Consider the following 24,366-nt stretch of genomic DNA (forward strand, 5'->3'; position numbering starts at 1 on the left):
TGAGTCGATATGCAGAAAGCGCTTTGATGCCCGGTTATCGGATTTTTTTTCATACTGCCCGCCATTTGGTAAAACCCTTGCGTGACGATGCTCACGATTTTAAGAGAAATGTAGTTAATGACCATGCAGATAGTGAGACATGGGTTTGCTCAGTATGCGCTTTATCGCCAGACTAGAGCTTCCATTCGGGAGGGAATCATGGTCTTGCACTCCACGCGCTGGCTGGCGCTAAGTTACTTCACCTATTTTTTTAGCTACGGTATTTTTCTACCATTCTGGAGCGTCTGGCTGGCAGGCGTTGGCCTGACGCCGGAAACCATCGGCGTGCTGCTCGGCGCCGGGCTGGTGGCGCGTTTTCTGGGCAGTCTGCTGATTGCGCCGCGGGTTAGCGATCCTTCTCGTTTGATTAGCGCCTTGCGAATCCTGGCATTACTGACGCTGCTGTTTGCTCTCGCCTTCTGGGTCGGCGGGCAGGTGGCCTGGCTGATGGTAGTCATCGTCGGATTCAACCTCTTTTTCTCGCCGCTGGTGCCGCTAACCGATGCACTGGCCAACACCTGGCAAAAGCAGATCACCATGGATTACGGCCGGGTGCGATTGTGGGGATCGATTGCTTTCGTCATCGGTTCTGCGCTGACCGGCAAACTGGTGAGTTTGTATGATTACCGGGCGATCCTGCTGTTGTTAAGCCTGGGCACCGCTTCGATGCTGTTGGGCATGTTACTGAAACCTTCAGTGATGCCGCAGGGGGAGAGCCGACATCAGGAGGCGGCCGGACTATCGGCGTGGCTTAGCCTGGTGCGGCAAAGCTGGCGTTTTCTTGCCTGCGTCTGTCTGTTGCAGGGGGCGCACGCCGCCTATTACGGTTTCAGCGCGCTGTACTGGCAGCAGGCCGGTTATTCAGCTTCCGCCGTCGGCTATTTGTGGTCGCTCGGCGTCGTCGCCGAAGTAGTGATTTTCGCCCTGAGTAAAAAGGTCTTCCGTCGCTTTAGCGCCCGCGACCTGCTGCTGCTCTCGGCGGTGTGCGGCGTGGCGCGCTGGACGATTATGGGCTGGACGACCGCGTTGCCGTGGCTACTGGTTGCGCAGATCCTCCACTGTGGAACGTTCACCGTCTGCCACCTGGCGGCCATGCGCTATATCGCCGCGCGGCAGGGAAGTGAGGTCATCCGCCTGCAGGCCGTTTACTCGGCGGTGGCGATGGGCGGCAGCATTGCGGTGATGACGGTATTTGCCGGCTTCCTCTATCAGCACCTGCATCAGGGCGTCTTCTGGGTGATGGCGCTGGTAGCGCTTCCGGCGCTGATCGTGCGGCCGAAGGTGGTAACCGCCTAGCTCTCAAGCATTTTGCAAATCTGCTGCCGCTGGTGATCGCTGAAATTCTCTTCAGCATGAAACAGCGGCGGCGAAAACAGCGGTAGCGCGGTGGTGTAAGGCGTGACTACTAAGGTCACATCTTTCGGCGCGCCTTGTTGCTGAAACTGCGTCACGCTTAAGTATTTAATATTCAGCGGCAGCAGCGTCAATTCCCGCAATTGCATTTCCAGCGCCTGTTCCAGCTCGCTATTTTCCCGCGTCAGCAACACCACCTGCTTTTCATGCAGGTCGGCTTTTTGCATCAACCATGCGCCGAAAATCACCGCAATTAAACTGACCTCTTCCTGATTAAATTGAATATGATAGGCCGTTTCGAAATCGCGCAATGCGTCCTGAGTAGTACGCATCAGGCGCGGATACAGGCGTCCGATCTCCTCAGGTAAGGCGTTATCGATACCGATAGCGAATACGCTGCGGTTCAACGCCTGCGAAAGATGAATATAGAGCTGGTCGCTTAACCCCTGTTCATCGCTAAACGGCCGTCCCGCCAGATCCTGGAAACGATGGATCAAGCGGGAGATCGCCAGATGCAGGCGTCTGTCCTGTTGATGGCCGTCATGAATCGGATCCGGCGTTTTCAGCAACATAAAAAGCAGGGTCAGGAAATGTTGTTCGCCGGCGTGGGGCGTGGCGCTGACCCGACGCTGCCAGTGGCGAACGATTTCGGCGGCGAGGTCAAATTCCGCCGCCGCCTGGGCCCAGCTGCGCTGCTGGTGGGTGAAATCCGGCGACTGGCCCAGATGATGTTGTAGCAGGCAGTACTGAAGATACAGGCGCAGGAACTGCCCGTCCCGACAGTCAAACTGCCGATTGAGCGCGCGCGCGCAGCGATTCACCAGCGCCTGAAGATTGGTATCATCATATAAGGTTCGCGCGATACCCTGCTGTTTAAGCTGCGTTTTTAACGCCGGGGTAAAATGGTGGTGAACGAAATGCGGGCACAGGCGCAGCCCGCGCCGGAGAGCGTGCAGCAGGCACAGGCGTTGATCGAGCGCGGCGCCTTCAATCCGATAGCTGCCGTCCATCTGCGACGCGAGAGTCAGTCGATGATAACGCTGAATTTCGCGCCCCGTCTCCGCGATATCCTGTTGGGCCGTCGCCTCATCCACCTGGTTGAGCCTGACCAGCTGTTGCGGCGTGACGGATTGTCCCGGAAGATAGAACATCAGGAGCACCTGGCTACGGCGCTGTGGACTGGAAAGCGCAGATGGTGGTTCAATCACTGTCATCATCTGGTAAGTTCCAGTTAGGGTTTCAGCTAAGAATAGCCAAAGGATGCGGGTTGAGCAGGACGGGCCGCGGCCTTTAGATCAGGATTGCTGGCGAGGTTCACAGAATTTTTCACGCGAGGAACAGATGAAGAGAGTGAAACACTGCGTCAGTGCGGCATTTTTCATGGTTTTATCATTGTCAGCCGTTGCGCATCCGCACAGCTTCATTAATTTGCAGAGTGAGGCCGTGGTGAAAGACGGTCAGTTGACCGGTTTCAATATGCGCTGGACGATGGACGAAATAACCTCAGCGGATCTGCTCTATGATGCCGGAAATGCCAAGCCGGGCAGCGAAGTATGGAAAAAACTGGCAGCGGAGGTGATGGCCAATGTGCTCGGCCAGCACTACTTCAGCGAGCTGTGGCATAACGGCCAGCGGGTGAAGTTTGCTAACCGCCCGGATGGTTACGGCCTTGCGCGTAGCGGGATGCAGGCGGTACTTACCTTCACCTTGCCGCTGGCGACGCCGCAGCCCATTGCCGGACAAACCTTCACTTTATCCACCTTCGATCCGACCTACTATGTCGATATGTTTTATGAGCAGGATAGCGATTTTTCACTGCCTACCGCGCTGCGGGCCTCCTGTAAGACCACGGTAATGACGCCGAAACCCAACGACAAAATGCTGTCTTATGCGCAGTCGCTCGATAAAGAGGACGCGCCGCCGGAAGACATGGAACTGGGTAACTACTTCGCCCAGAAGGTGACCTTGACATGTCAGTAGTCTTTACGCCGCGAGCGCGGGCGCCGCGCTGGAAATCACTCTGGCCGCTGGCGCTGTTTCTGACGCTGACCGTCGTGGGCGGTATCTGGTTGTGGCTCGCCTGGCCGCAGGTACTGTTGCAAAGCGCGGTCTGGCAGCGTTCACTGAATCTTGAGCTCAGCCAACTGCTGCAGGCGGTGGCGGATAACCCTTCAGCGGCGGGGCTATCGCTGCTCGGGTTCAGCTTTGTCTACGGTGTGCTACATGCCTTAGGCCCTGGCCACGGTAAAATCGTGATTACCACCTGGCTTGCCACCCATCCCTCAAAGCTGAAATCGAGTATTACGCTGACGCTGGCGGCATCGCTGTTGCAGGGAATGGTGGCGATAGCGCTGGTGGTGGTGGTATTGACGCTGCTGCAGCTCCCGGCGCGTCAACTGCATCTCAGCAGCTTCTGGCTGGAGAAGGGCAGTTATCTGCTGGTCGGCGCATTGGGGCTTTTACTGTGCTGGCGGGCATTGAAAAAACTGCGAGTCTTGCTACGGCGGCCAACGTTTACCGCTTTTACCCTGCAGCACGTCCATGATGAACATTGCGGCTGCGGCCATCAGCACCTTCCGGCGCCGGATCAACTACAGAGTGGCGACGACTGGCGCGCCAGGCTGGCGATTGTGCTGTCGATGGGCATGCGTCCCTGCTCGGGAGCGATTATGGTGCTGCTGTTCAGTAAGGTGATCGGCGTCTTTGGCTGGGGCATGGCAGCCGCGCTGGTGATGGCGGCGGGAACGTCGCTGACCATAAGCGGGCTGGCGCTGTTGGTGCATGGATTCCGCCAGTTGGCTATCCGCCTGAGTCGCCATCAGGCACCAGCGATGTGGAAACAGGTTGGCTGGGCGACGCTGGCGCTGGCCGGCGGCGTGGCGCTGTTGACGGCGGCCGTCGTGATGTGGAGTAGCGCGATCCCGCCGGGCGGCGGCTTGCGGCCGTTTTAGGGGATAAAAAAAGGAAGCCGCGGCTTCCTTTTTACATTCAGTGAGAAATTAACGCTTCAGCGCTTCGCTCAGCTGCTCGCGCATGTTCGCCAGCATCGCTTTCACGACGCGCGGGTTACCGGCTACGATGTTGCCGGTCAGCATATAGTTATGACCACCGGTGAAGTCGCAAACGATGGCGCCTGCTTCACGAGCGATCAGCTCGCCTGCGGCGAAATCCCACGGTTTGAGGGCGATTTCAAAGTAACCATCAACGCGGCCAGCGGCAACGTAGGCCAGATCCAGTGCGGCGGAACCGGTGCGACGGAAGTCAGCGCACTCGGTGAACATATTGCCGAGGATGTTCATGTAAGCGGTAGCGTGCTGCTTGGCTTTGAACGGGAAACCGGTGGCGATGATGGTGCCGTCGAGATCGCGAGCGTTGCTGCCGCGCAGACGGTAGCCGTTCAGCTGCGCGCCCTGACCGCGGGTGGCGGTGAACAGTTCATTACGCATCGGATCGTAAACCACCGCGACTTCAGTACGGCCTTTAATGCGTACGGCGATGGAAACGGAGAAGTGTGGCAGACGTTTAACGAAGTTGGTGGTGCCATCCAGTGGATCGATAACCCATTGAATATCCTGATCTTCACCAGCGTGCTCGCCGCTTTCTTCGGTGATGATGGTGTGCTGTGGGTAAGACTTGCGGATGGTTTCGATAATAATCGCTTCTGCGGCTTTATCGACGTTAGTCACAAAGTCATTGCTGCCTTTCTGGCTGGTTTCTACGGAATCTGGCGTTTCGTAGTGCTTGGCAATTAAATTACCCGCCTTGCGCGCTGCGCGCACGGCAATGTTCAGCATCGGATGCATCGGTATCTCTCACTGGATGTTAAAGAACGGGAAAAAACGGCGCATATAGTAACAGCGAATTCTGCTTATGTCTCCGTTTTATGTTAGCATGCACGAATAATCTTTAGCCGAAGAACCATAATGCTGCAAAATATTCGAATCGTACTGGTAGAAACCTCACACACCGGCAATATGGGCTCCGTTGCCCGCGCGATGAAAACCATGGGCTTAACTAACCTGTGGCTGGTCAACCCGCTGGTGAAACCTGATTCCCAGGCCATCGCGCTGGCCGCTGGCGCCAGCGACGTGATTGGTAACGCGCAGATCGTCGATACCCTTGATGAAGCGCTGGCGGGCTGTAGCCTGGTGGTTGGCACCAGCGCGCGCTCCCGCACGCTGCCGTGGCCGATGCTGGATCCGCGCGAATGCGGTCTGAAAAGCGTCGCCGAAGGCCAACATGCGCCGGTCGCGCTGGTCTTTGGCCGCGAGCGCGTTGGCCTGACCAACGACGAACTGCAGAAGTGCCACTATCACGTGGCGATCGCCGCCAACCCGGAGTACAGCTCGCTGAACCTGGCAATGGCGGTGCAGGTTATCGCCTATGAAGTGCGAATGGCCTGGCTGGCGACGCAGGAGCAGGCGCAGCCGGCGGTTGAACATGAAGAGACGCCGTATCCGCTGGTCGATGATTTAGAACGTTTTTACGGCCACCTTGAGCAGACGCTGCTGGCGACCGGTTTTATCCGTCCGAATCATCCGGGGCAGGTGATGAACAAGCTGCGTCGTCTGTTCACCCGCGCGCGTCCGGAAAGCCAGGAGCTGAACATTCTGCGCGGGATGCTAGCGTCTATTGAGCAGCAGAATAAAGGTAAGTAACCGCGTTCCCGCCGGATGGCGCTTCGCTTAGCCGGCCTACGAAGCTACATCTCTGTTGTAGCCCGGGCGAGGCCTTTGGCCGACCCCGGGAGCGGCTCGAAATCAATAACGGCACGGAAAGCCAAATACCTGACTAAAACAGTCAAGTAAATAGTTGACCAATTTACTCGGGAATGTCAGACTTGGCCCTGCTATGCAATACCCATATTAATAAAAAGCCCGGGCAGGGGCGAGTTTGAGGTTAAGTAAGACATGAGACTGACATCTAAAGGGCGTTATGCCGTGACCGCAATGCTTGACGTTGCGCTCAACTCTGAAACGGGTCCGGTTCCGTTGGCAGATATTTCAGAGCGTCAGGGAATTTCGCTTTCCTATCTGGAACAGCTGTTCTCTCGCCTGCGTAAAAATGGTCTGGTATCCAGCGTTCGTGGACCAGGCGGCGGTTACCTGTTAGGTAAAGAAGCTGGCAGCATCGCCGTAGGCGAAGTGATCAGCGCCGTAGACGAATCCGTTGACGCCACCCGTTGTCAGGGTAAAGGCGGCTGCCAGGGTGGCGATAAGTGTCTGACTCACGCGCTGTGGCGCGATCTGAGCGAACGTTTGACCGGTTTCCTGAACAACATCACCCTGGGCGAACTGGTGAATAACCAGGAAATCCTCGATGTTTCCGGTCGTCAGCACAATCATGAATCTCAGCGTACTACGCGTTCTCAGGACGCCATTGACGTAAAACTGCGCGCCTAGCACGAGGCTTAGTTTCAGCTTGCGGCTTACGGGCTGCAAGGTGAAACGGCAGGGTAGATAGCAATAATAAAGATTTTCAGAATCAGGCCGGGATGTTAAGACATCTCGTGTACTCGGTCGTACATCAAGCCGGTTGCCTGGTTCCTTGCATTGAGTGATGTACGGAGTTTAAGAGCAATGAAATTACCGATTTACCTCGATTACTCCGCAACAACGCCGGTGGACCCGCGTGTTGCCGAGAAAATGATGCAGTTCCTGACCCTGGACGGGACCTTTGGTAACCCGGCCTCACGTTCTCACCGTTTCGGTTGGCAGGCTGAAGAGGCGGTAGATATCGCCCGTAATCAGATTGCCGAACTGGTCGGCGCCGATCCGCGCGAAATCGTCTTTACCTCCGGCGCAACGGAATCCGATAACCTGGCGATTAAAGGTGCAGCCAACTTTTATCAGAAAAAAGGCAAGCACATCATCACCAGCAAAACCGAGCATAAAGCGGTACTGGATACCTGCCGTCAGCTCGAACGCGAAGGTTTTGAAGTGACCTACCTTGCTCCGCAGAGCAACGGTATTATCGATCTGAAAGAACTGGAAGCGGCGATGCGTGACGACACCATCCTGGTTTCCATCATGCACGTAAACAACGAAATCGGCGTGGTGCAGGATATCGCTACCATCGGCGAGATGTGCCGCGCCCGCGGTATCATTTACCACGTTGACGCCACCCAGAGCGTGGGCAAGCTGCCTATCGATCTGAGCCAGCTGAAAGTTGACCTGATGTCCTTCTCCGGTCACAAAATTTACGGCCCGAAAGGTATCGGCGCGCTGTATGTACGCCGTAAGCCGCGTATTCGCATCGAAGCGCAGATGCACGGCGGCGGTCACGAGCGCGGCATGCGTTCTGGTACCCTGCCTGTCCACCAGATCGTCGGTATGGGCGAAGCTTACCGTATCGCGAAAGAAGAGATGGAAAGCGAAATGGCGCGCCTGCGCGGCCTGCGTGACCGTCTGTGGAACGGCGTGAAAGATATGGAAGAAGTCTATCTGAATGGCGACCTCGAGCAGGGCGCGCCGAACATTCTCAACGTCAGCTTCAACTATGTTGAAGGCGAGTCGCTGATTATGGCTCTGAAAGACCTGGCGGTTTCCTCCGGTTCAGCCTGTACTTCCGCGAGCCTTGAGCCATCCTACGTGCTGCGCGCATTAGGCATGACTGATGAACTGGCGCACAGTTCTATTCGTTTCTCTTTAGGTCGTTTCACTACCGAAGAAGAGATTGACTACACCATCAAGCTGGTTCGTAACTCCATCGGCCGTCTGCGCGACCTTTCTCCGCTGTGGGAAATGTTCAAGCAGGGCGTGGATCTGAACAGTATTGAATGGTCACATCACTAATTCGGCACCGATAAGGAGAATTCATCATGGCATACAGCGAAAAAGTCATCGATCATTACGAAAACCCGCGCAACGTCGGCTCTTTCGACAACAGCGACGACAGCGTCGGTAGCGGTATGGTTGGCGCGCCGGCGTGCGGCGACGTCATGAAGTTGCAGATTAAAGTCAACAATGAAGGTATCATTGAAGACGCGCGCTTCAAGACCTATGGCTGCGGTTCCGCTATCGCTTCCAGCTCCCTGGTCACCGAGTGGGTGAAAGGTAAATCGCTGGACGAAGCGCAGGCTATCAAGAACACCGATATCGCCGATGAACTGGAACTGCCGCCGGTGAAAATTCACTGCTCTATCCTGGCGGAAGACGCGATTAAAGCCGCGATTGCGGATTACAAAAGCAAACGTGAAGCAAAATAATTAAGAGTTGAGGTTTGTTATGTCGATTACCTTAAGCGACAGTGCAGCAGCGCGAGTCAATTCCTTCCTGGCGAACCGCGGTAAAGGCTTTGGCCTGCGTCTGGGGGTAAGAACCTCCGGCTGTTCAGGCATGGCTTATGTACTGGAATTTGTTGACGAGCCGGCGGCAGAAGACACCGTGTTTGAAGACAAAGGCGTGAAAGTCGTGATCGACGGCAAGAGCCTGCAATTCCTCGACGGCACTCAACTGGACTTCGTCAAAGAAGGTCTCAACGAAGGGTTCAAATTTACCAACCCGAACGTGAAAGATGAGTGCGGTTGCGGCGAAAGCTTTAACGTATAATCGGTAATCCCCAACCCCACCGCGGTCACGCCGCGCGTGGGGTTTTCGTTTAGATGCATGACCCTGAGGTTACTATGGACTATTTCACCCTCTTCGGGTTACCAGCCAGCTATACCCTCTCGCTTGAACAACTGGCTGTCCGGTATCAGGATCTGCAGCGCCAGTACCATCCGGATAAATTTGCCAGCGCGCCCGCTGCGGAACAGCTGGCTGCGGTTCAGCACTCCGCCACCATTAACCAGGCCTGGCAGACTCTGCGCCATCCGCTGACCCGTGCGGAATATCTCCTTTCGCTGCACGGCTTTGACCTCGCCAGCGAGCAGCACACCGTCCGCGACACCGCGTTCCTGATGGAGCAGCTGGAACTGCGCGAAGAGCTCGATGATATCGGCCAGGCGAAAGACGAAGCGCGGCTGGAAACCTTTATCAAAGGGGTAAAAGCGCTGTTTGATACCCGCCATCAACTGATGGTTGAACAATTGCAAAACGAGACCTGGGATGCGGCGGCTGATACTGTACGCAAGCTCCGTTTTCTCGATAAACTGCGCAGCAGTGCTGAAGAACTCGAAGAAAAACTGCTCGACTTTTAATTTTCGGAAGCAATTATGGCCCTATTACAAATTAGTGAGCCTGGTCTGAGCGCCGCGCCGCATCAGCGTCGATTGGCGGCAGGTATCGACCTTGGCACCACCAATTCTCTGGTTGCTACCGTGCGTAGCGGCCAGGCCGAAACTCTGCCCGACCATCAAGGGCGCTACCTGCTGCCGTCGGTCGTGAACTACCACGCCTCGGGGCTGACCGTCGGCTATGAAGCCCGGCTCAATGCCGCTCAGGATCCGGTGAACACCATTAGTTCGGTGAAGCGAATGATGGGGCGTTCCCTCGCCGATATTCAAACCCGCTATCCGCATCTACCGTACCAGCTGCAGGCCAGTGAAAATGGACTGCCGATGATTCAAACCGCCGGCGGCCTGCTGAACCCGGTACGGGTCTCCGCCGATATCCTGAAAGCCCTTGCCGCTCGCGCCACTGAAGCGCTGGCAGGCGATCTCGACGGCGTGGTCATTACCGTTCCGGCCTATTTCGATGACGCTCAGCGTCAGGGAACCAAAGACGCGGCGCGTCTGGCGGGCCTGCACGTGCTGCGTTTGCTCAATGAGCCGACCGCGGCGGCTATCGCCTACGGCCTCGATTCCGGTCAGGAAGGGGTGATTGCGGTCTACGATCTCGGCGGCGGCACCTTTGATATCTCCATTCTGCGCTTAAGCCGCGGGGTGTTTGAAGTGCTGGCGACCGGCGGTGATTCCGCTCTCGGCGGCGATGATTTCGACCATCTGCTGGCCGACTATCTGCGTGAGCAGGCGGGCCTCAGCGACCGTAGCGATAACCGTCTGCAGCGTGAGCTGCTGGATGCCGCCATTGCGGCGAAAATCGCCCTGAGCGATGCCGATGTGGCGCACGTTGCGGTAGGCGGCTGGCGGGGCGATATCAGCCGTAGCCAGTTTAACGATCTGATTGCCCCACTGGTAAAACGTACCCTGATGGCCTGCCGTCGCGCGCTGAAAGACGCCGGCGTTGAAGCGCAAGAGGTGCTGGAAGTGGTAATGGTCGGCGGCTCCACCCGCGTGCCGCTGGTGCGTGAGCGCGTTGGCGAATTTTTTGGCCGTACCCCGCTGACCTCTATCGACCCGGACAAAGTTGTCGCCATCGGCGCGGCGATACAGGCGGATATTCTGGTCGGCAACAAACCGGACAGCGAACTGCTGCTGCTTGATGTTATCCCGCTGTCGCTTGGGCTGGAAACCATGGGCGGCCTGGTAGAGAAAGTGATCCCGCGTAATACCACCATTCCGGTGGCCCGCGCGCAGGAGTTTACCACTTTCAAAGATGGTCAAACGGCGATGTCTATTCACGTGATGCAGGGCGAGCGTGAGCTGGTGCAGGATTGCCGCTCGCTGGCGCGTTTTGCGCTGCGCGGTATCCCGGCGCTGCCGGCGGGCGGGGCGCATATTCGCGTGACCTTCCAGGTTGATGCCGACGGTCTGCTGAGCGTCACGGCGATGGAAAAATCGACCGGCGTGGAAGCCTCAATCCAGGTGAAACCGTCTTATGGCCTGACGGACGGCGAAATCGCCAACATGATTAAAGATTCGATGAGCTACGCCGAACAGGATATCCAGGCGCGTATGCTGGCTGAACAGAAAGTCGAAGCCGCTCGCGTACTGGAGAGCCTGGAAAGCGCGCTGGCCGCCGACGCCGCGCTGTTAAGCGCCGCAGAGCGTCAGGCTATCGATGCCGCCGCGGAGCAAGTTCGCGCCGCCGCGGCAGGCGAAGATGCAGACGCGATTAAAGAAGCCATTAAAAATATCGACACACAAACCCAGGAATTCGCCGCACGCCGCATGGACCAGTCGGTCCGCGCTGCGCTGAAAGGCCAATCCGTGGACGAGGTTTAAAATGCCAAAAATTGTTTTTCTGCCCCACCAGGACCTGTGTCCGGATGGCGTAGTTGTGGAAGCTGAGAGCGGTGAAACCATTCTGGATGCGGCGCTGCGTAGCGGTATCGAGATTGAACACGCCTGTGAAAAATCCTGTGCCTGCACCACCTGCCACTGCATCGTGCGTGAAGGTTTTGACTCGCTGGCGGAAAGTAGCGAAGATGAAGACGACATGCTGGACAAAGCCTGGGGGCTGGAACCTGACAGCCGTCTGAGCTGCCAGGCGCGCGTCACCGACGAAGATCTGGTCGTTGAGATCCCGCGTTATACCATCAACCACGCACGCGAGCACTAATATGGCACTGAAATGGACCGACAGTCGCGAAATCGGCGAAGCCTTGTATGACGCTTACCCGGACCTCGACCCGAAAACCGTTCGCTTTACCGATATGCATCAGTGGATTTGCGATCTGGAAGAGTTCGATGACGACCCAAACGCATCCAATGAAAAAATTCTGGAGGCGATTCTGCTAGTCTGGTTAGACGAAGCAGAATAATTTTCGCCTCAAGCGGAAAAATTTTAACGGGCTGCCATAGGGTGGCCCGTTTGTTAATAAGGATAAAGATAATGACCGAAGCCATGAAGATTACGCTTTCTACTCTGCCTGCCGATGCGCGCTGGGGAGAAAAAGCGACCTGGAGTATCAATAACGACGGTATCGCCTTACATCTCAACGGTAAAGACGACCTGGGATTAATCCAGCGCGCGGCGCGCAAAATTGACGGCATGGGTATCAAGCACGTCGCCCTGAGCGGCGAAGGCTGGAATACCGATCGCGCCTGGGCCTTTTGGGCCGGCTATAAAGGGCCGAAAGGTCAGCGCCAGGTCGAATGGCCAACCCTTGACGATGCGCAGCGCAGCGAGCTGGATAACCGCCTGACGATTATCGATTGGGTTCGCGACACCATCAACGCGCCGGCAGAAGAGCTGGGGCCAGAACAGCTGGCCCAGCGCGCCGTCGATCTGCTGTGCGGCGTGGCGGGCGAAAAGGTCAGCTATCGCATCACCAAAGGCGAAGATCTGCGTGAGCAGAACTATCTTGGCCTGCATACCGTTGGCCGCGGCTCCGAGCGCCCGCCGGTCCTGCTGGCGCTGGACTATAACCCGACCGGCGATAAAGACGCGCCGGTATACGCCTGTCTGGTTGGCAAGGGCATCACCTTCGACTCCGGCGGCTACAGCATCAAGCAAAGCGCCTTTATGGACTCGATGAAATCCGACATGGGCGGCGCGGCCACCGTGACCGGCGCGCTGGCTTTCGCTATTACCCGCGGTCTGAACAAACGTGTGAAGCTGTATCTGTGCTGCGCGGATAACCTGATTAGCGGCAACGCCTTCAAGCTTGGCGATATCATTCATTACCGCAACGGTAAAACCGTTGAAATCATGAATACCGACGCCGAAGGCCGCCTGGTGCTGGCGGATGGCCTGATCGATGCCTCGGCGCAGAAGCCGCAGCTGATCATCGATGCCGCCACCCTGACCGGCGCGGCGAAAACCGCGTTGGGTAACGACTACCACGCGCTGTTCAGTTTTGACGACGCGTTGGCGAATCGCCTGCTGGCGAGCGCGCAGGCGGAAAATGAAGCCTTCTGGCGTCTGCCGCTGGCCGAATTTCACCGCAACCAGCTGCCGTCTAACTTCGCGGAACTGAACAACACCGGTAGCGCGGCGTATCCGGCCGGCGCCAGCACTGCGGCGGGCTTCCTGTCCCACTTCGTGGAAAACTACCACCAGGGCTGGCTGCACATCGACTGCTCCGCGACGTACCGCAAAGCCGCGGTAGAGCAGTGGTCGGCGGGCGCGACGGGTCTTGGAGTGCGTACTATCGCTAATCTGCTGACGGCTGAGTGATGGCCTTGCCGGGCGTTACGCTTACCCGGCCTGGAAAACCGTAGGCCCGCGCGGACGTAGCGCCGCCGGGCGATTTTGAAGTAGCGAATCTATGTCTGATACTAAAAATGAATTAGAAACATTGCTGGAGAAGGCTGCGACCGAGCCTGCTCATCGTCCGGCATTTTTCACCGCACTGCTTGAGGCAACCGTGTGGGTGCCGGGTAGCGCGGCGGACAGTGAGCAGGTTGTCGAAGATAGCGCCCTCGATCTCCAGCATTGGGAAAAAGATGACGGCACCTCGGTCATTCCGTTCTTCACCTCGCTGGAGGCGCTACAGCAGGCGGTAGAAGAGGAACAGGCCTTCGTGATGATGCCAGCGCGCACGCTGATGGCGATGACGCTGGGCGAATCGCTGTTCCTCAACCCGAAGTTGCCGAGCGGCAAAGAGTTCACCCCGCGAGAAATCAGCCATTTGCTGGGCGAAGAGGGCAGCCCGCTCAGTACCCAGACGGTGCTGGAAGGCGGCGAAGCGCTGCTGCTGTCTGAGGTCGCCGAACCACCGGCGCAGATGGTGGATTCGCTGACCACGCTGTTCAAAACGCTGAAGACCGTCAAGCGGGCGTTTCTGTGCTCGATTAAAGAGAGCGCCGACGCGCCGGCCAACTTGTTGATCGGTATTGAAGCGGAAGGGGATATTGAATCCGTTATCCAGACCACCGGCAGCGTGGCCACCGATACCCTGCCTGGCGATGAACCTATCGATATTTGTCAGGTGGTAGAAGGCGAGAAGGGCATCAGCCACTTTATGATTGCCCATATCACGCCGTTCTATGAAAAGCGCTGGGGCAGCTTCCTGCGCGATTTCAAGCAGAACCGGATTATCTGAAAGCGGGGGCGTTAGCCCCCGCTGTGTTTTTTTATGTCTTCTGCGCGAGGCCGAAAATCGGGTTTGCAAAGGTCAATGCAGGGCGGCAAAGATCCGCGGATAGGCTGACACCATGTTATAGATAAGGAATCCCGTCACGCACAGCGTAACAATGCCGTTGAAGAGCGCCATATCACCGCGCCAGGCCCGACACCTCTTTTCGCCCAACAGAGAACGTATCGCTGCCACCAGCCCGCCGACCAGTATTAACGCCAGTAACACGCCTGCCATCTGCGCGATAACAATGTACCAGCCTAACGGTGTGTTCACGCCGCGGGCGCTCATTAGCGCGATCTGTGCAGGCAAAATCGTCTGGCACCCCAGCGTGAGTATCATGAGAAGGTGCAGGTCCGCCAGCTGAGCATGAGACGTGCGGGTCAGGCGTCGGGCATCACGCAGCAGCAGTACGCCTGATGCCACCGCAGCGGCAACGCTAACGTGCTGGAGAAAAAAGATATATAACGCCAGAGTCCCGGAGCCGACCCTGGACAAAAAGAAAAGATTGCAAAAGACAATGACCAGCAGGCCAAATTTCATGCTCCAGGCGCGTAATATCTCGCCCGGCCAGCGGCGGTATGGCGATGGGTTATGCAGCATCCATGCGGCAAGGGTCGATTTACCGTATCCGGGAGCAAGCAGCACCATCAGAAAACCCAGCAGCGCCTGATGGAAATAGGTTATCAACGGAACTTGTTCCAGAGTGACTCCGAGAAAGCGGGTATAAACGGAAACCGGCGCAGGAACCAGGCTTAACCATGCCCGGTTCCATTCCGGCCAAAAATAAAGAATGACGCCGCCCGCCAGCAGGCCGGTTATGCCTCCCAGCCAGGGCAGGCGAGATGAATCAGCAGAATGTGGGGTGGAGACTAATGCCATTTTCACTCCTTGTGGTGACATCAGGTTACGGAAAAGGCGCTCTCCTGGAGCAGCCCCGGCGGCGCGCGTTAACCTCGCCATCCGAGGCGAGACCGTGAATTAGTCAGGGCAGCCTTCAAGCCTGGCGTAAAGATCCTCATGAATATATTCCAGCTCCAGCAAGGCGCCATCGCGTGCCTCGTTGAGGGCTTGCTGGCGCTGCCATTCGTCATGGCTCTCTTCCTCATCGGTAAAGACCCCTTGCAGATATTCAATCAGCGACGATTCCGCCAGCCAGAGGTCATTCTCTTTACCTTCGAAGCGGACGACAGGATATTCACCCTGTTCATCACGCTCGGTGACATAGATAAATACCTGCTGATCGCCGGAATGGCTGATGCGAATCAGGGCAGGAAGACGCGGATCGTCGTTCCAGATTGGCGTCAGCTCTTCAAAGTCCAGCCCGGCCATATCAAGACCATTCATGTAATAAGCATCTTCATCCAGCGAGTCGGAAAGCAGGACGCCATGTTCATCAATTGAGACCACAACCGATTCCAGCACCAACTGACCGTGGGGGCTTTTCAGTTGACAATCGTAGGCCAACAGCGCTTTCAAACTGTCCGGAAGCGCCACGGTTTCGCTATTTTGCGGATCGCGGTATTTCCTGACCCGCAGGCGCTCCACCTCATCTTCCGGCATAGGTTTAGGAGAGGGATTGCGATTGTGCTTTTTTACGACATCCATGAGGTTCTGTAATGAAAAGGCCATTATTCAATTTCCTTATAAATTGGGTGGCGGTAGAGCAAATTCGGCAAGTACAAATCCTGCGGCAGGGTAGAGTAACCGGTTTATCGAGAAGCAGAAGAAAGGGGCGGGGAAAATCAGAAATTATTTAGGGACTGCGGGAGGGGGGACCCGCAGTCACGACGCGTTTACTCAGCGGCAGGGGTCGGCTCGATCGGCAAATCCGTTCTCGCGCCCCATTCGCTCCATGAACCATCGTACAGGCACACGCCGTTGACGCCGAGGGTGGTCAACGCCAGTACCACTACTGCCGCCGTAACCCCGGAACCGCAGCTGGCGATAATCGGTCGCGCAAAATCAACGCCCTGACGCGCAAAAATATCGTTCATCTCATCGACGGTTTTCAGTTCGCCATTAATCACCAGCTCGGTCCACGGGACGTTAAGCGCGCCGGGGATATGCCCGCGGCGTAAGCCTGGACGCGGTTCATCCGCCAGGCCGTTAAAACGCGCCGCCGGGCGGGCGTCTACGATCTGCGCCGATCCTTCATGGCTGACCAGCAGCACATCGGTTAAGCGTTTGATCACCTCAGGATCGAAGTTCACCTCAAATTCGCCTTCCGGCAGGTCCGGTTCGCCTTTTTCCAGCGGCAATTCGTCGCGACGCCAGCCTTCGAGGCCGCCGGCGACAATCGATACCTTTTCGACGCCGAAGGTGCGTAACATCCACCAGGCGCGCGGCGCTGAGAAGAGATTGCCTTCGTCATACACCACCAGATGCTTATCGCTGCTGACGCCAAGCTCGCGCATCGCTACGGCGAAAGTTTCCGCCCGCGGCATCATATGCGGCAGCGGGCTGGTGTGGTCAGACAGCGCTTCGATATCAAAAAAAACCGCGCCGGGGATATGCCCGTCGCGGTATTCCGCCGCCATATCGCGCAGCGCTTCCTGACCTGCCGGCGCCATCCGCGCATCCAGAATTTGAATCTGCGGGTCATCAATATGTTCCGCCAGCCAGTCGGCGGCGACAAAGAATGAGGTGGACATGAGTGCCTCCGTTTTATTATCGATCAATGAATTGTCGGCGTTTTATAAAGGGCTGACAAGTTAAGGACGCGGGAGTGGGGAGGCGGTCACGGAGTTTCCCGATTCATAGGCGGTTTCTATGCTGGTAGCTGTTGAGAATCGCCGCGATGACGCATAATAGAACGTTATTGATTGCATCAGGCTCTGGGCCTAGGGGTTAGAAGGATGAAACCATTTCGTTTAGCGGCGCTATCGTTGGCGCTCCTTACCGCACTATCATTAAGCGGCTGCGATAACAGCGGTGAACCGCAGGCCGTATCGGCGGCCGACAAAGGCGCTGCCGATAGCGCGAAAAAACCGGATAGCGCCCAGCTGGCGACGTTAAAAGAAAAAAGCCAGGGCAAGGCGCTGACGGTGCTCGACGCTTCTGAAGTGCAGCTCGATGGCGCGGCGACGTTGGTGCTGACCTTCTCCATTCCGCTCAAGCCGGATCAGGATTTTTCCCGCAGCGTCCATCTGGTCGATAAGAAAAGCGGCAAGGTTGACGGCGCATGGGAGCTGGCGCCGAATCTCAAAGAGCTGCGTCTGCGCCATCTCGAGCCAAAGCGTGAATTGATCGTCACCGTTGATCCAACGCTCATTGCCCTCAATGACGCCACCCTCGGCAGCCCTTTTGAAAAAACCATCGCCACCCGCGATATCGCGCCGAGCGTCGGTTTCGCCAGTCGCGGCTCGCTGCTGCCGGGGAAAGTGGTCGCCGGGCTGCCGGTGATGGCGCTGAACGTCGACAATGTCGACGTCAATTTCTTCCGGATTAAGCCGGAATCACTTTCAGCCTTCGTCAGTCAGTGGGAATACCGTAACTCGTTAAGCAATTGGGAATCTGACGAACTGTTGAAGATGGCCGATCTGGTTTATAGCGGACGCTTCGATCTCAACCCGGCGCGGAATACCCGTGAAAAGCTGCTGCTGCCGCTTACCGACATCAAGCCGCTCCAGCAGCCGGGCGTCTATGTGGCGGTGATGAACCCGGCGGGTCATTATAGCTACAGTAACGCGGCAACGCTGTTCACCCTCAGCGATATCGGCGTCTCGGCGCATCGCTACCACAACCGGCTCGATGTCTTCACCCAGAGCCTCGAAAATGGCGCCGCGCAGTCGGGAATTGAAGTGCAACTGCTAAACGCCAAAGGGCAGACGCTGGCGCAGGCGAAAAGCGATAGCCAAGGCCATGTTACTCTGCAAACCGACAAAGAAGCGGCGCTGCTGCTGGCGCGTAAAGACGGGCAGACTACGCTGCTTGACCTTAAACTGCCGGCGCTGGATCTGGCGGAATTCTCCATCGCTGGCGCTCCTGGCTTCAGTAAACAGTTCTTTATGTTTGGCCCGCGCGATCTCTATCGCCCGGGGGAAACGGTTATTCTTAACGCGCTGTTGCGCGACGGCGATGGTAAACCGCTGGCGGAGCAGCCGGTGAAGCTGGAAGTGGTGCAGCCGGATGGCCAGGTGATTCGCTCTGTGATGAGCAAACCGGTCAATGGCCTGTATCAGTTTACTTATCCGCTCGACAGCGGCGCGGCAACCGGTATGTGGCACATTCGCGCCAGCACCGGCGATAATCAACCCCGCGAGTGGGATTTCCACGTCGAAGACTTTATGCCCGAACGCATGGCGCTGAATCTGACACCGCAGTCCGCGCCTATAGCCCCGGATGCCGACGTCGCCTTTAGCGTCAGCGGCGCCTATCTCTACGGCGCGCCGGCCAGCGGCAACCAACTGCAGGGCAAACTGTTCCTGCGCCCGCTGCGCGACGCCGTCGCGGCGCTGCCGGGCTTCCAGTTCGGCGATATCGCGGAAGAAAACCTCTCCCGCAGCCTGGACGAAGTTCAGCTGACGCTGGATGAAAAAGGCCATGGAGAAGTGACGACTTCGAGCCAGTGGCAGGATAGCCACTCGCCGCTGCAGGTGGTGTTGCAGGCCAGCCTGCTGGAATCAGGCGGCCGTCCGGTGACCCGCACCGTACAGCAGCCGATCTGGCCTGCCGAGGCGCTGCCGGGGATCCGCCCGCAATTTACGCTGAAGGACGTTTACGACTACCGCACCGATACCACGGTGAAACAGCCGGTGGTGGATGAAAACAGTAACGCCGCTTTTGACATCGTCTATGCCGACGCGAAAGGCGAGAAAAAAGCGGTCTCCGGTCTGCAGGTGCGGCTGATCCGCGAGCGGCGCGACTACTACTGGAACTGGTCCGATAGTGAGGGCTGGCAGTCGCAGTTTGATCAAAAAGATCTGCAGGAGGGCGAAACGTCGCTGGATCTGCAGGCCGGGCAGACCGGCAAAGTAAGTTTCCCGGTGGAGTGGGGCTCGTATCGTCTTGAGGTGAAGGGGCCGGACGACGTCGTCAGCAGCGTGCGCTTCTGGGCAGGCTATAGCTGGCAGGATAACAGCGAAGGCGCCGGCGCGGCGCGTCCTGACCGCGTGACGATGAAGCTCGACAAACCAGGCTACAAACCGGGCGACACCATCAAGCTGCATATTGCCGCTCCGGCGGCGGGTAAAGGCTACGCGATGGTGGAATCCAGCGAAGGGCCGCTGTGGTGGCAGGAGATTGACGTCCCGGCGGAGGGCATGGATCTGTCGATTCCGGTCGATAAAGCCTGGAATCGCCACGACCTCTACCTCAGCACGCTGGTGGTTCGCCCCGGCGATAAATCGCGCTCGGCGACGCCGAAACGCGCGGTCGGCTTGCTGCATCTGCCGCTGGGCGATGAAAACCGCCGTCTGTCTCTGGCGCTGGATGCGCCGGAGAAAATGCGCCCGAATCAGCCGCTGACGGTGAAAGTGAAGGCCAGCGTCAAGGAGGGCGAGGTGCCGAAACAGGTTAACGTTCTGCTCTCGGCGGTGGATAGCGGGGTGCTGAATATTACCGATTACGCCACGCCGGATCCGTGGAACGCCTTCTTCGGCCAGAAGCGCTACGGCGCGGATATTTATGACATCTATGGTCAGGTAATCGAAGGGCAGGGGCGTTTAGCCAGCCTGCGCTTCGGCGGCGATGGCGACGAGTTGAAACGCGGCGGTAAACCGCCGGTTAATCACGTGACGATCGTCGCCCAGCAGGCGCAGCCGGTGGTGTTGAATGACCAGGGCGAAGGCACGGTGACGTTGCCCATCGGAGATTTTAACGGCGAGCTGCGGGTGATGGCTCAGGCGTGGACGGCAGATGACTTCGGCAGCAGCGAAGATAAAGTGGTGGTTGCCGCCCCGGTTATCGCGGAACTGAATACCCCGCGCTTCCTTGCCAGCGGCGACGCCACGCGTCTGGCGCTGGATCTCAGTAATCTGACCGACAAACCGCAAACCCTGCAGGTGCATCTTACCGCCAGCGGGTTGGTCACGTTGACCGATGGCCAACTGCCGCCAGTACAACTGGCGCCGGGCGCCCGCAGCACGCTGTTTATACCGGTGACCGCGTTAGCGGGATTCGGCGATGGTCAGGTCAATGCCACCATCAGCGGCCTGAATCTGCCGGGCGAAACCTTCGCGCCGCTGCAAAAGCAGTGGAAAATCGGCGTGCGTCCGGCATTCCCGGCCCAGACCGTCAATAGCGGCGCGGTGCTACAACCTGGTGAAAGCTGGCAGGCGCCGGCGGCGCAGAGTCAGGGGTTCGCCCCGCAAACGCTGCAGGGCCAACTGCTGCTCAGCGGTAAACCGCCGTTGAATCTCGCCCGCTATATTCGCGAGCTGAAAGCCTATCCTTACGGCTGCCTTGAACAGACCGCCAGCGGCCTGTTCCCTTCTCTGTACACCAGCGCCGCGCAGCTAAAAGCGCTGGGGATCAGCGGTGATAGCGATGAGAAACGCCGCGCGGCGGTCGATGTTGGTATCTCGCGCCTGCTGCAGATGCAGCTGGAAAACGGCGGCTTTGCGCTCTGGGATAAAGAGGGCCCGGAAGAGTACTGGTTAACCGCCTACGCCATGGACTTCCTCGTCCGCGCGGGCGAGCAAGGCTATAGCGTGCCGGTCAACGCCCTTAATAAGGGGAACGAGCGCCTGCTGCGCTATCTGCAGGAACCGGGTTTGATGACCGTGCGCTACAGCGACGATGCGCAGGCCAGCCGCTTTGCCGCTCAGGCCTACGCCGCGCTGGTGCTGGCGCGCCAGCAAAAAGCGCCGCTCGGCGCCTTGCGTGAAATCTGGAGCCGTCACGAACAGGCGCGATCCGGACTACCGCTGCTGCAACTCGGTATTGCGCTGAAAACCATGGGCGATGCGCCGCGCGGCGATGAGGCCATGAAGCTGGCGGTTGCCACGCCGCGCCAGGATGAGAATCGTTGGCTGGGCGATTACGGCAGCCAACTTCGCGATGATGCGCTGAAACTGGCGCTGCTGGAAGAGAACAAGCTGCTGCCGGAGGTACAAAATCAGCTGTTGGGCAGCTTGTCGGAAGAAGCCTTCGGTCAGCGCTGGCTGTCGACCCAGGAAACCAACGCGCTGTTCCTTGCCGGGCGTACCCTCGCCGACCTGCCGGGCAACTGGCAGGCGCAAACCTCGCTGCAGGCGCAGCCGCTTGCCAGCGACAAAGCGCAAACCCGCAATCTCGACGGCGATCGGCTGGCGGCGCTACAGGTGACGAATACCGGCAATCAGCCGCTGTGGCTGCGTCTCGATAGCAGCGGTTATCCGCAAAGCGCGCCGCAGCCGGGCGGCAACGTGTTGGGGATTGAACGCGCCATTTTCGATACTCACGGACAGCAGAAATCGCTGACCTCGCTGCGTAGCGGCGAACTGGTGCTGGTCAAGCTGGAGGTGACCGCCAAACGTAACGTTCCTGACGCGCTGGTGGTCGATCTGCTGCCGGCGGGCCTTGAGCTGGAAAACCAGAACCTGGCCAATAGCAGCGCCAGCCTGCAGGAGAATGGCGAAGCGGTACAAAATCTGCTTAACCAGATGCAGCAGGCGGATATTCAGCATATCGAGTTCCGCGACGACCGCTTTGTCGCCGCAGTCGCCATTAATGAAGGTCAGCCGGTGACGCTGGTCTATCTGGCGCGGGCGGTGACGCCTGGCACCTATCAGGTTCCGCAGCCGCAGGTGGAATCGATGTATGTACCGCAGTGGCGGGCAACAGGGGCGGCCAGCGGCCCGCTTACCGTTACGCCGTAAATGCGTGCATTACCTCGCATAAAACGCCGCTGGCGCTGGCTGGCGGCGTTTATTTTTCTGTCGTGGCTGGCGCTATTGGCGGCCGACCGTCTGTGGCCGCTGCCGCTGCATGAAGTCACTCCTGCCCGCGTGGTGGTGGCGGAAGACGGCACGCCGCTGTGGCGCTTTGCTGACGCGCAGGGCGTCTGGCGTTACCCGGTGGCTATCGCTGACGTTTCGCCGTGCTATCTGCAGGCGCTCATTCAGTATGAAGACCGTTGGTTCTGGAAACATCCGGGGGTCAACCCCTTCGCGGTGCTGCGCGCCGCCTGGCAGGATCTTACTTCCGGGCGGGTGATATCTGGCGGCAGCACCCTCACCATGCAGGTGGCGCGTCTGCTCGACCCTCATCCGCGCACCTTCGGCGGCAAGCTACGCCAGCTATGGCGGGCGCTGCAGCTGGAGTGGCATCTGTCAAAAAGCGAAATTCTTACCCTGTATCTGAACCGCGCGCCGTTTGGCGGCACCCTACAGGGGATCGGCGCGGCCAGCTGGGCTTATCTCGGCAAACCGCCCGCCCAGCTCAGCTACGGCGAGGCGGCGCTACTGGCCGTGCTGCCTCAGGCGCCGAGCCGTTTACGCCCGGACCGCTGGCCGCAGCGGGCCCAGGCCGCTCGCGATAAGGTGCTGGAGCGGATGCTCAGCCAGGGCGTCTGGCCGCAACGGGCGGTACAGGAAGCGATGGAAGAGCCGGTGTGGCTTTTCCCGCGGCAGATGCCGCAGCTGGCGCCGCTGTTTGCGCGCCGGGCGCTGGCGACAAGTCGTGATGAAAAGGTGACGACAACGCTCGATGCCGGGCTCCAGCGGCAGCTTGAAGATCTGGCGATGAACTGGAAATCACGTCTGCCGCCGCGCAGCTCACTGGCGATTGTCGTCGTCGATCACACTGATATGAAAGTCCGCGGCTGGGTGGGATCGGCGGATATCCGCGACGATAGCCGCTTCGGCCACATTGATATGGTCTCGGCGGTGCGCTCGCCGGGTTCGGTGCTGAAACCCTTTATCTACGCGATGGCGATGGATGACGGGCTGATTCACCCGGCATCGCTATTACAGGATGTGCCGCGGCGCTTTAGCGATTATCGCCCCGGTAATTTCGACAGCGGGTTTCATGGCCCGGTGAGCGCCAGCGAGGCTCTGGTGCGTTCGTTGAATCTGCCGGCGGTGCAGGTGCTCGAGGCCTATGGACCCAAACGCTTTGCGGCTAATTTACGCAATGCCGGCCTTCCCTTGATGTTGCCCGCTGGCGCTGAACCGAATCTGTCGCTGATCCTCGGCGGCGCTGGAGCGAGGCTGGAAGATATTGTCGCGGCGTACGGCGCTTTCGCCCGTCATGGCAAAGCGGCGCGGCTGCGCATGAAACCCGACGACCCGCTGGTGGAAAGGGCGCTAATGTCGCCAGGCGCGGCGTGGATCACCCGGCGGATATTGGCAGGCGAAGCCCAGCCGTTACCCGATGCGTCGCTGCCGCAAGCGGTGCCGCTGGCGTGGAAAACCGGCACCAGCTACGGTTATCGCGATGCGTGGGCGGTAGGCCTCAACGCGCGTTATTTGATTGGCATCTGGACCGGACGGCCAGACGGTACGCCGGTGGTGGGGCAGTTTGGTTTTGCCAGCGCCGTGCCGCTGTTAAACCAGGTCAATAATATGCTGCTGGCGCGTCCGTTAATGAGCCGCGGCGGGCTGCCGGTCGACCCGCGTCCGCCGTCGGTCAGCCGCGGCACTATCTGCTGGCCCGGCGGGCAGGATCTGCCGGTTGGCGATAGCAACTGCCGCCGGCGCTTAGCCAGCTGGCTTCTGGATGCCAGCCAGCCGCCGACGCTGCTGTTGCCGGGTCAGGAGGGCGTGCGCGGTATCCGCTTCCCGGTGTGGCGTAACGCAGCAGGAGAACGGGTCGCCGCGGATTGTCCGGGCGCGACAGAAACTTCTGTTGATGTCTGGCCGCTACCGTTAGAACCCTGGCTGCCGGTTAGCGAGCGCCGCCGGGCGCGGCTGGGCACGGCATCGAAGGCGTGTCCGCCGCTGCAGACTCAGGATGCCGCGCCGCTGGTGCTTTCCGGCATTCGCGAAGGGGCGGTAATAAAACGGCTCCCGGGCGAGGCGCGGGTGATGTTACCCGTGCAAACGAGCGGTGGAGAAGGGCGGCGCTGGTGGTTTATTAACGGTGAACCGTTAGAGGCAGCGGGCGCAAGAACGATAATTACGCTCGATAAGCCCGGCGAGTGGCAACTGGTGGTAATGGATGAGGCGGGGCAAACGGCGGCCGCCAATTTCACCCTACAATAAACAGGGTAAATCTGTTGTTGGCGGTTTGTGTTGCTAATACTCA

General features: G+C 58.5%; 21 protein-coding genes. 16 read left to right on the top strand and 5 right to left on the bottom strand.

What is annotated here, in order from left to right:
* Positions 1-198 precede the first annotated feature (198 nt).
* The gene (locus KGA69_RS12670) at positions 199-1,335 is read left to right on the top strand and encodes a 3-phenylpropionate MFS transporter (protein ID WP_047043398.1); all 1,137 of its coding nucleotides are present in this window, start codon (positions 199-201) and stop codon (positions 1,333-1,335) included.
* Here the strand turns inward: KGA69_RS12670 and csiE are convergent.
* Positions 1,332-2,609, bottom strand: coding sequence for a stationary phase inducible protein CsiE (csiE, locus tag KGA69_RS12675; RefSeq protein ID WP_045392750.1), 1,278 nt, complete (start codon positions 2,607-2,609; stop codon positions 1,332-1,334). The two genes, KGA69_RS12670 and csiE, sit on opposite strands and share 4 nt — an antisense overlap.
* Positions 2,610-2,733: 124 nt before the next feature.
* On the opposite strand from csiE, the gene KGA69_RS12680 reads away from it, so the two are divergent.
* Positions 2,734-3,372, top strand: coding sequence for a DUF1007 family protein (locus tag KGA69_RS12680; RefSeq protein ID WP_063415624.1), 639 nt, complete (start codon positions 2,734-2,736; stop codon positions 3,370-3,372).
* On the top strand, positions 3,363-4,343 hold the full coding sequence (locus KGA69_RS12685; protein ID WP_045367515.1) for a nickel/cobalt transporter: 981 nt from the start codon (positions 3,363-3,365) through the stop codon (positions 4,341-4,343). Before KGA69_RS12680 ends, KGA69_RS12685 begins: the two co-directional genes overlap by 10 nt.
* Positions 4,344-4,391: 48 nt before the next feature.
* Here the strand turns inward: KGA69_RS12685 and suhB are convergent, their stop codons facing one another.
* On the bottom strand, positions 4,392-5,195 hold the full coding sequence (gene suhB, locus KGA69_RS12690; protein WP_015370312.1) for an inositol-1-monophosphatase: 804 nt from the start codon (positions 5,193-5,195) through the stop codon (positions 4,392-4,394).
* Positions 5,196-5,315: 120 nt separating this feature from the next.
* Between suhB and trmJ the strand changes: the two genes are divergently transcribed.
* The 11 genes from trmJ (at position 5,316) to sseB (ending at position 14,163) form a co-directional block, all read left to right on the top strand.
* Positions 5,316-6,050 (top strand): tRNA (cytosine(32)/uridine(32)-2'-O)-methyltransferase TrmJ, encoded by a 735-nt coding sequence (gene trmJ / locus KGA69_RS12695; protein ID WP_015370313.1) that lies wholly within the window; start codon positions 5,316-5,318, stop codon positions 6,048-6,050.
* Positions 6,051-6,302: 252 nt separating this feature from the next.
* Positions 6,303-6,794 carry a Fe-S cluster assembly transcriptional regulator IscR gene (gene iscR, locus KGA69_RS12700; protein ID WP_015370314.1) on the top strand — a complete coding sequence of 164 codons (492 nt, stop codon included), beginning with the start codon at positions 6,303-6,305 and terminating at the stop codon, positions 6,792-6,794.
* A gap of 177 nt (positions 6,795-6,971) precedes the next feature.
* On the top strand, positions 6,972-8,186 hold the full coding sequence (gene iscS, locus KGA69_RS12705) for a cysteine desulfurase (protein WP_015703173.1): 1,215 nt from the start codon (positions 6,972-6,974) through the stop codon (positions 8,184-8,186).
* A gap of 26 nt (positions 8,187-8,212) precedes the next feature.
* The gene (gene iscU, locus KGA69_RS12710) at positions 8,213-8,599 is read left to right on the top strand and encodes a Fe-S cluster assembly scaffold IscU (RefSeq protein ID WP_004866383.1); all 387 of its coding nucleotides are present in this window, start codon (positions 8,213-8,215) and stop codon (positions 8,597-8,599) included.
* A 19-nt stretch (positions 8,600-8,618) separates the two neighbouring features.
* Positions 8,619-8,942 (top strand): iron-sulfur cluster assembly protein IscA, encoded by a 324-nt coding sequence (iscA, locus tag KGA69_RS12715; RefSeq protein WP_012540868.1) that lies wholly within the window; start codon positions 8,619-8,621, stop codon positions 8,940-8,942.
* A 74-nt stretch (positions 8,943-9,016) separates the two neighbouring features.
* On the top strand, positions 9,017-9,532 hold the full coding sequence (gene hscB, locus KGA69_RS12720) for a co-chaperone HscB (protein ID WP_045392744.1): 516 nt from the start codon (positions 9,017-9,019) through the stop codon (positions 9,530-9,532).
* Between the two features lie 15 nt (positions 9,533-9,547).
* Entirely contained in the window at positions 9,548-11,398 is a 1,851-nt protein-coding gene (hscA, locus tag KGA69_RS12725; RefSeq protein ID WP_045392742.1) for a Fe-S protein assembly chaperone HscA, read from the top strand.
* A 1-nt stretch (position 11,399) separates the two neighbouring features.
* A complete protein-coding gene (gene fdx / locus KGA69_RS12730) occupies positions 11,400-11,735 on the top strand; it encodes an ISC system 2Fe-2S type ferredoxin (RefSeq protein ID WP_012540871.1) in 336 nt (111 codons plus the stop codon).
* 1 nt (position 11,736) lies between these two features.
* The gene (gene iscX, locus KGA69_RS12735) at positions 11,737-11,937 is read left to right on the top strand and encodes a Fe-S cluster assembly protein IscX (RefSeq protein WP_002913954.1); all 201 of its coding nucleotides are present in this window, start codon (positions 11,737-11,739) and stop codon (positions 11,935-11,937) included.
* Between the two features lie 71 nt (positions 11,938-12,008).
* Positions 12,009-13,295, top strand: coding sequence for an aminopeptidase PepB (gene pepB / locus KGA69_RS12740; RefSeq protein ID WP_045392740.1), 1,287 nt, complete (start codon positions 12,009-12,011; stop codon positions 13,293-13,295).
* Between the two features lie 91 nt (positions 13,296-13,386).
* Entirely contained in the window at positions 13,387-14,163 is a 777-nt protein-coding gene (gene sseB / locus KGA69_RS12745) for an enhanced serine sensitivity protein SseB (protein WP_045392737.1), read from the top strand.
* Positions 14,164-14,235: 72 nt separating this feature from the next.
* Here sseB and KGA69_RS12750 read toward each other — a convergent pair whose 3' ends face one another.
* From KGA69_RS12750 to sseA, 3 genes are all read right to left on the bottom strand, one after another.
* Positions 14,236-15,078: a hypothetical protein gene (locus KGA69_RS12750; RefSeq protein ID WP_213292358.1), complete on the bottom strand. Its 843-nt coding sequence runs from the start codon at positions 15,076-15,078 to the stop codon at positions 14,236-14,238.
* A 99-nt stretch (positions 15,079-15,177) separates the two neighbouring features.
* Positions 15,178-15,828 (bottom strand): DUF5066 family protein, encoded by a 651-nt coding sequence (locus tag KGA69_RS12755; RefSeq protein ID WP_213292359.1) that lies wholly within the window; start codon positions 15,826-15,828, stop codon positions 15,178-15,180.
* A gap of 164 nt (positions 15,829-15,992) precedes the next feature.
* Complete coding sequence (gene sseA / locus KGA69_RS12760; RefSeq protein ID WP_045392728.1) at positions 15,993-16,850, bottom strand: 3-mercaptopyruvate sulfurtransferase; 858 nt, start codon at positions 16,848-16,850, stop codon at positions 15,993-15,995.
* A gap of 204 nt (positions 16,851-17,054) precedes the next feature.
* Here sseA and KGA69_RS12765 point away from each other — a divergent pair, with 204 nt between their 5' ends.
* Both KGA69_RS12765 and pbpC read left to right on the top strand, forming a co-directional pair.
* Complete coding sequence (locus KGA69_RS12765) at positions 17,055-21,998, top strand: alpha-2-macroglobulin family protein (protein WP_213292360.1); 4,944 nt, start codon at positions 17,055-17,057, stop codon at positions 21,996-21,998.
* On the top strand, positions 21,999-24,323 hold the full coding sequence (gene pbpC / locus KGA69_RS12770) for a peptidoglycan glycosyltransferase PbpC (RefSeq protein ID WP_063447473.1): 2,325 nt from the start codon (positions 21,999-22,001) through the stop codon (positions 24,321-24,323).
* Positions 24,324-24,366 lie beyond the last annotated feature (43 nt).

It is taken from the genome of Klebsiella sp. A52, assembly GCF_018388785.1.
GTDB lineage: Bacteria > Pseudomonadota > Gammaproteobacteria > Enterobacterales > Enterobacteriaceae > Klebsiella > Klebsiella aerogenes.

What these genes read in the sequence shown, in the direction of transcription:
- KGA69_RS12670 (WP_047043398.1), top strand. Translation starts at nt 199, where the DNA reads ATGGTCTTGCACTCCACGCGCTGGCTGGCGCTAAGTTACTTCACCTAT.
- csiE (WP_045392750.1), bottom strand. Translation starts at nt 2,609, where the DNA reads ATGATGACAGTGATTGAACCACCATCTGCGCTTTCCAGTCCACAGCGC.
- KGA69_RS12680 (WP_063415624.1), top strand. Translation starts at nt 2,734, where the DNA reads ATGAAGAGAGTGAAACACTGCGTCAGTGCGGCATTTTTCATGGTTTTA.
- KGA69_RS12685 (WP_045367515.1), top strand. Translation starts at nt 3,363, where the DNA reads ATGTCAGTAGTCTTTACGCCGCGAGCGCGGGCGCCGCGCTGGAAATCA.
- suhB (WP_015370312.1), bottom strand. Translation starts at nt 5,195, where the DNA reads ATGCATCCGATGCTGAACATTGCCGTGCGCGCAGCGCGCAAGGCGGGT.
- trmJ (WP_015370313.1), top strand. Translation starts at nt 5,316, where the DNA reads ATGCTGCAAAATATTCGAATCGTACTGGTAGAAACCTCACACACCGGC.
- iscR (WP_015370314.1), top strand. Translation starts at nt 6,303, where the DNA reads ATGAGACTGACATCTAAAGGGCGTTATGCCGTGACCGCAATGCTTGAC.
- iscS (WP_015703173.1), top strand. Translation starts at nt 6,972, where the DNA reads ATGAAATTACCGATTTACCTCGATTACTCCGCAACAACGCCGGTGGAC.
- iscU (WP_004866383.1), top strand. Translation starts at nt 8,213, where the DNA reads ATGGCATACAGCGAAAAAGTCATCGATCATTACGAAAACCCGCGCAAC.
- iscA (WP_012540868.1), top strand. Translation starts at nt 8,619, where the DNA reads ATGTCGATTACCTTAAGCGACAGTGCAGCAGCGCGAGTCAATTCCTTC.
- hscB (WP_045392744.1), top strand. Translation starts at nt 9,017, where the DNA reads ATGGACTATTTCACCCTCTTCGGGTTACCAGCCAGCTATACCCTCTCG.
- hscA (WP_045392742.1), top strand. Translation starts at nt 9,548, where the DNA reads ATGGCCCTATTACAAATTAGTGAGCCTGGTCTGAGCGCCGCGCCGCAT.
- fdx (WP_012540871.1), top strand. Translation starts at nt 11,400, where the DNA reads ATGCCAAAAATTGTTTTTCTGCCCCACCAGGACCTGTGTCCGGATGGC.
- iscX (WP_002913954.1), top strand. Translation starts at nt 11,737, where the DNA reads ATGGCACTGAAATGGACCGACAGTCGCGAAATCGGCGAAGCCTTGTAT.
- pepB (WP_045392740.1), top strand. Translation starts at nt 12,009, where the DNA reads ATGACCGAAGCCATGAAGATTACGCTTTCTACTCTGCCTGCCGATGCG.
- sseB (WP_045392737.1), top strand. Translation starts at nt 13,387, where the DNA reads ATGTCTGATACTAAAAATGAATTAGAAACATTGCTGGAGAAGGCTGCG.
- KGA69_RS12750 (WP_213292358.1), bottom strand. Translation starts at nt 15,078, where the DNA reads ATGGCATTAGTCTCCACCCCACATTCTGCTGATTCATCTCGCCTGCCC.
- KGA69_RS12755 (WP_213292359.1), bottom strand. Translation starts at nt 15,828, where the DNA reads ATGGCCTTTTCATTACAGAACCTCATGGATGTCGTAAAAAAGCACAAT.
- sseA (WP_045392728.1), bottom strand. Translation starts at nt 16,850, where the DNA reads ATGTCCACCTCATTCTTTGTCGCCGCCGACTGGCTGGCGGAACATATT.
- KGA69_RS12765 (WP_213292360.1), top strand. Translation starts at nt 17,055, where the DNA reads ATGAAACCATTTCGTTTAGCGGCGCTATCGTTGGCGCTCCTTACCGCA.
- pbpC (WP_063447473.1), top strand. Translation starts at nt 21,999, where the DNA reads ATGCGTGCATTACCTCGCATAAAACGCCGCTGGCGCTGGCTGGCGGCG.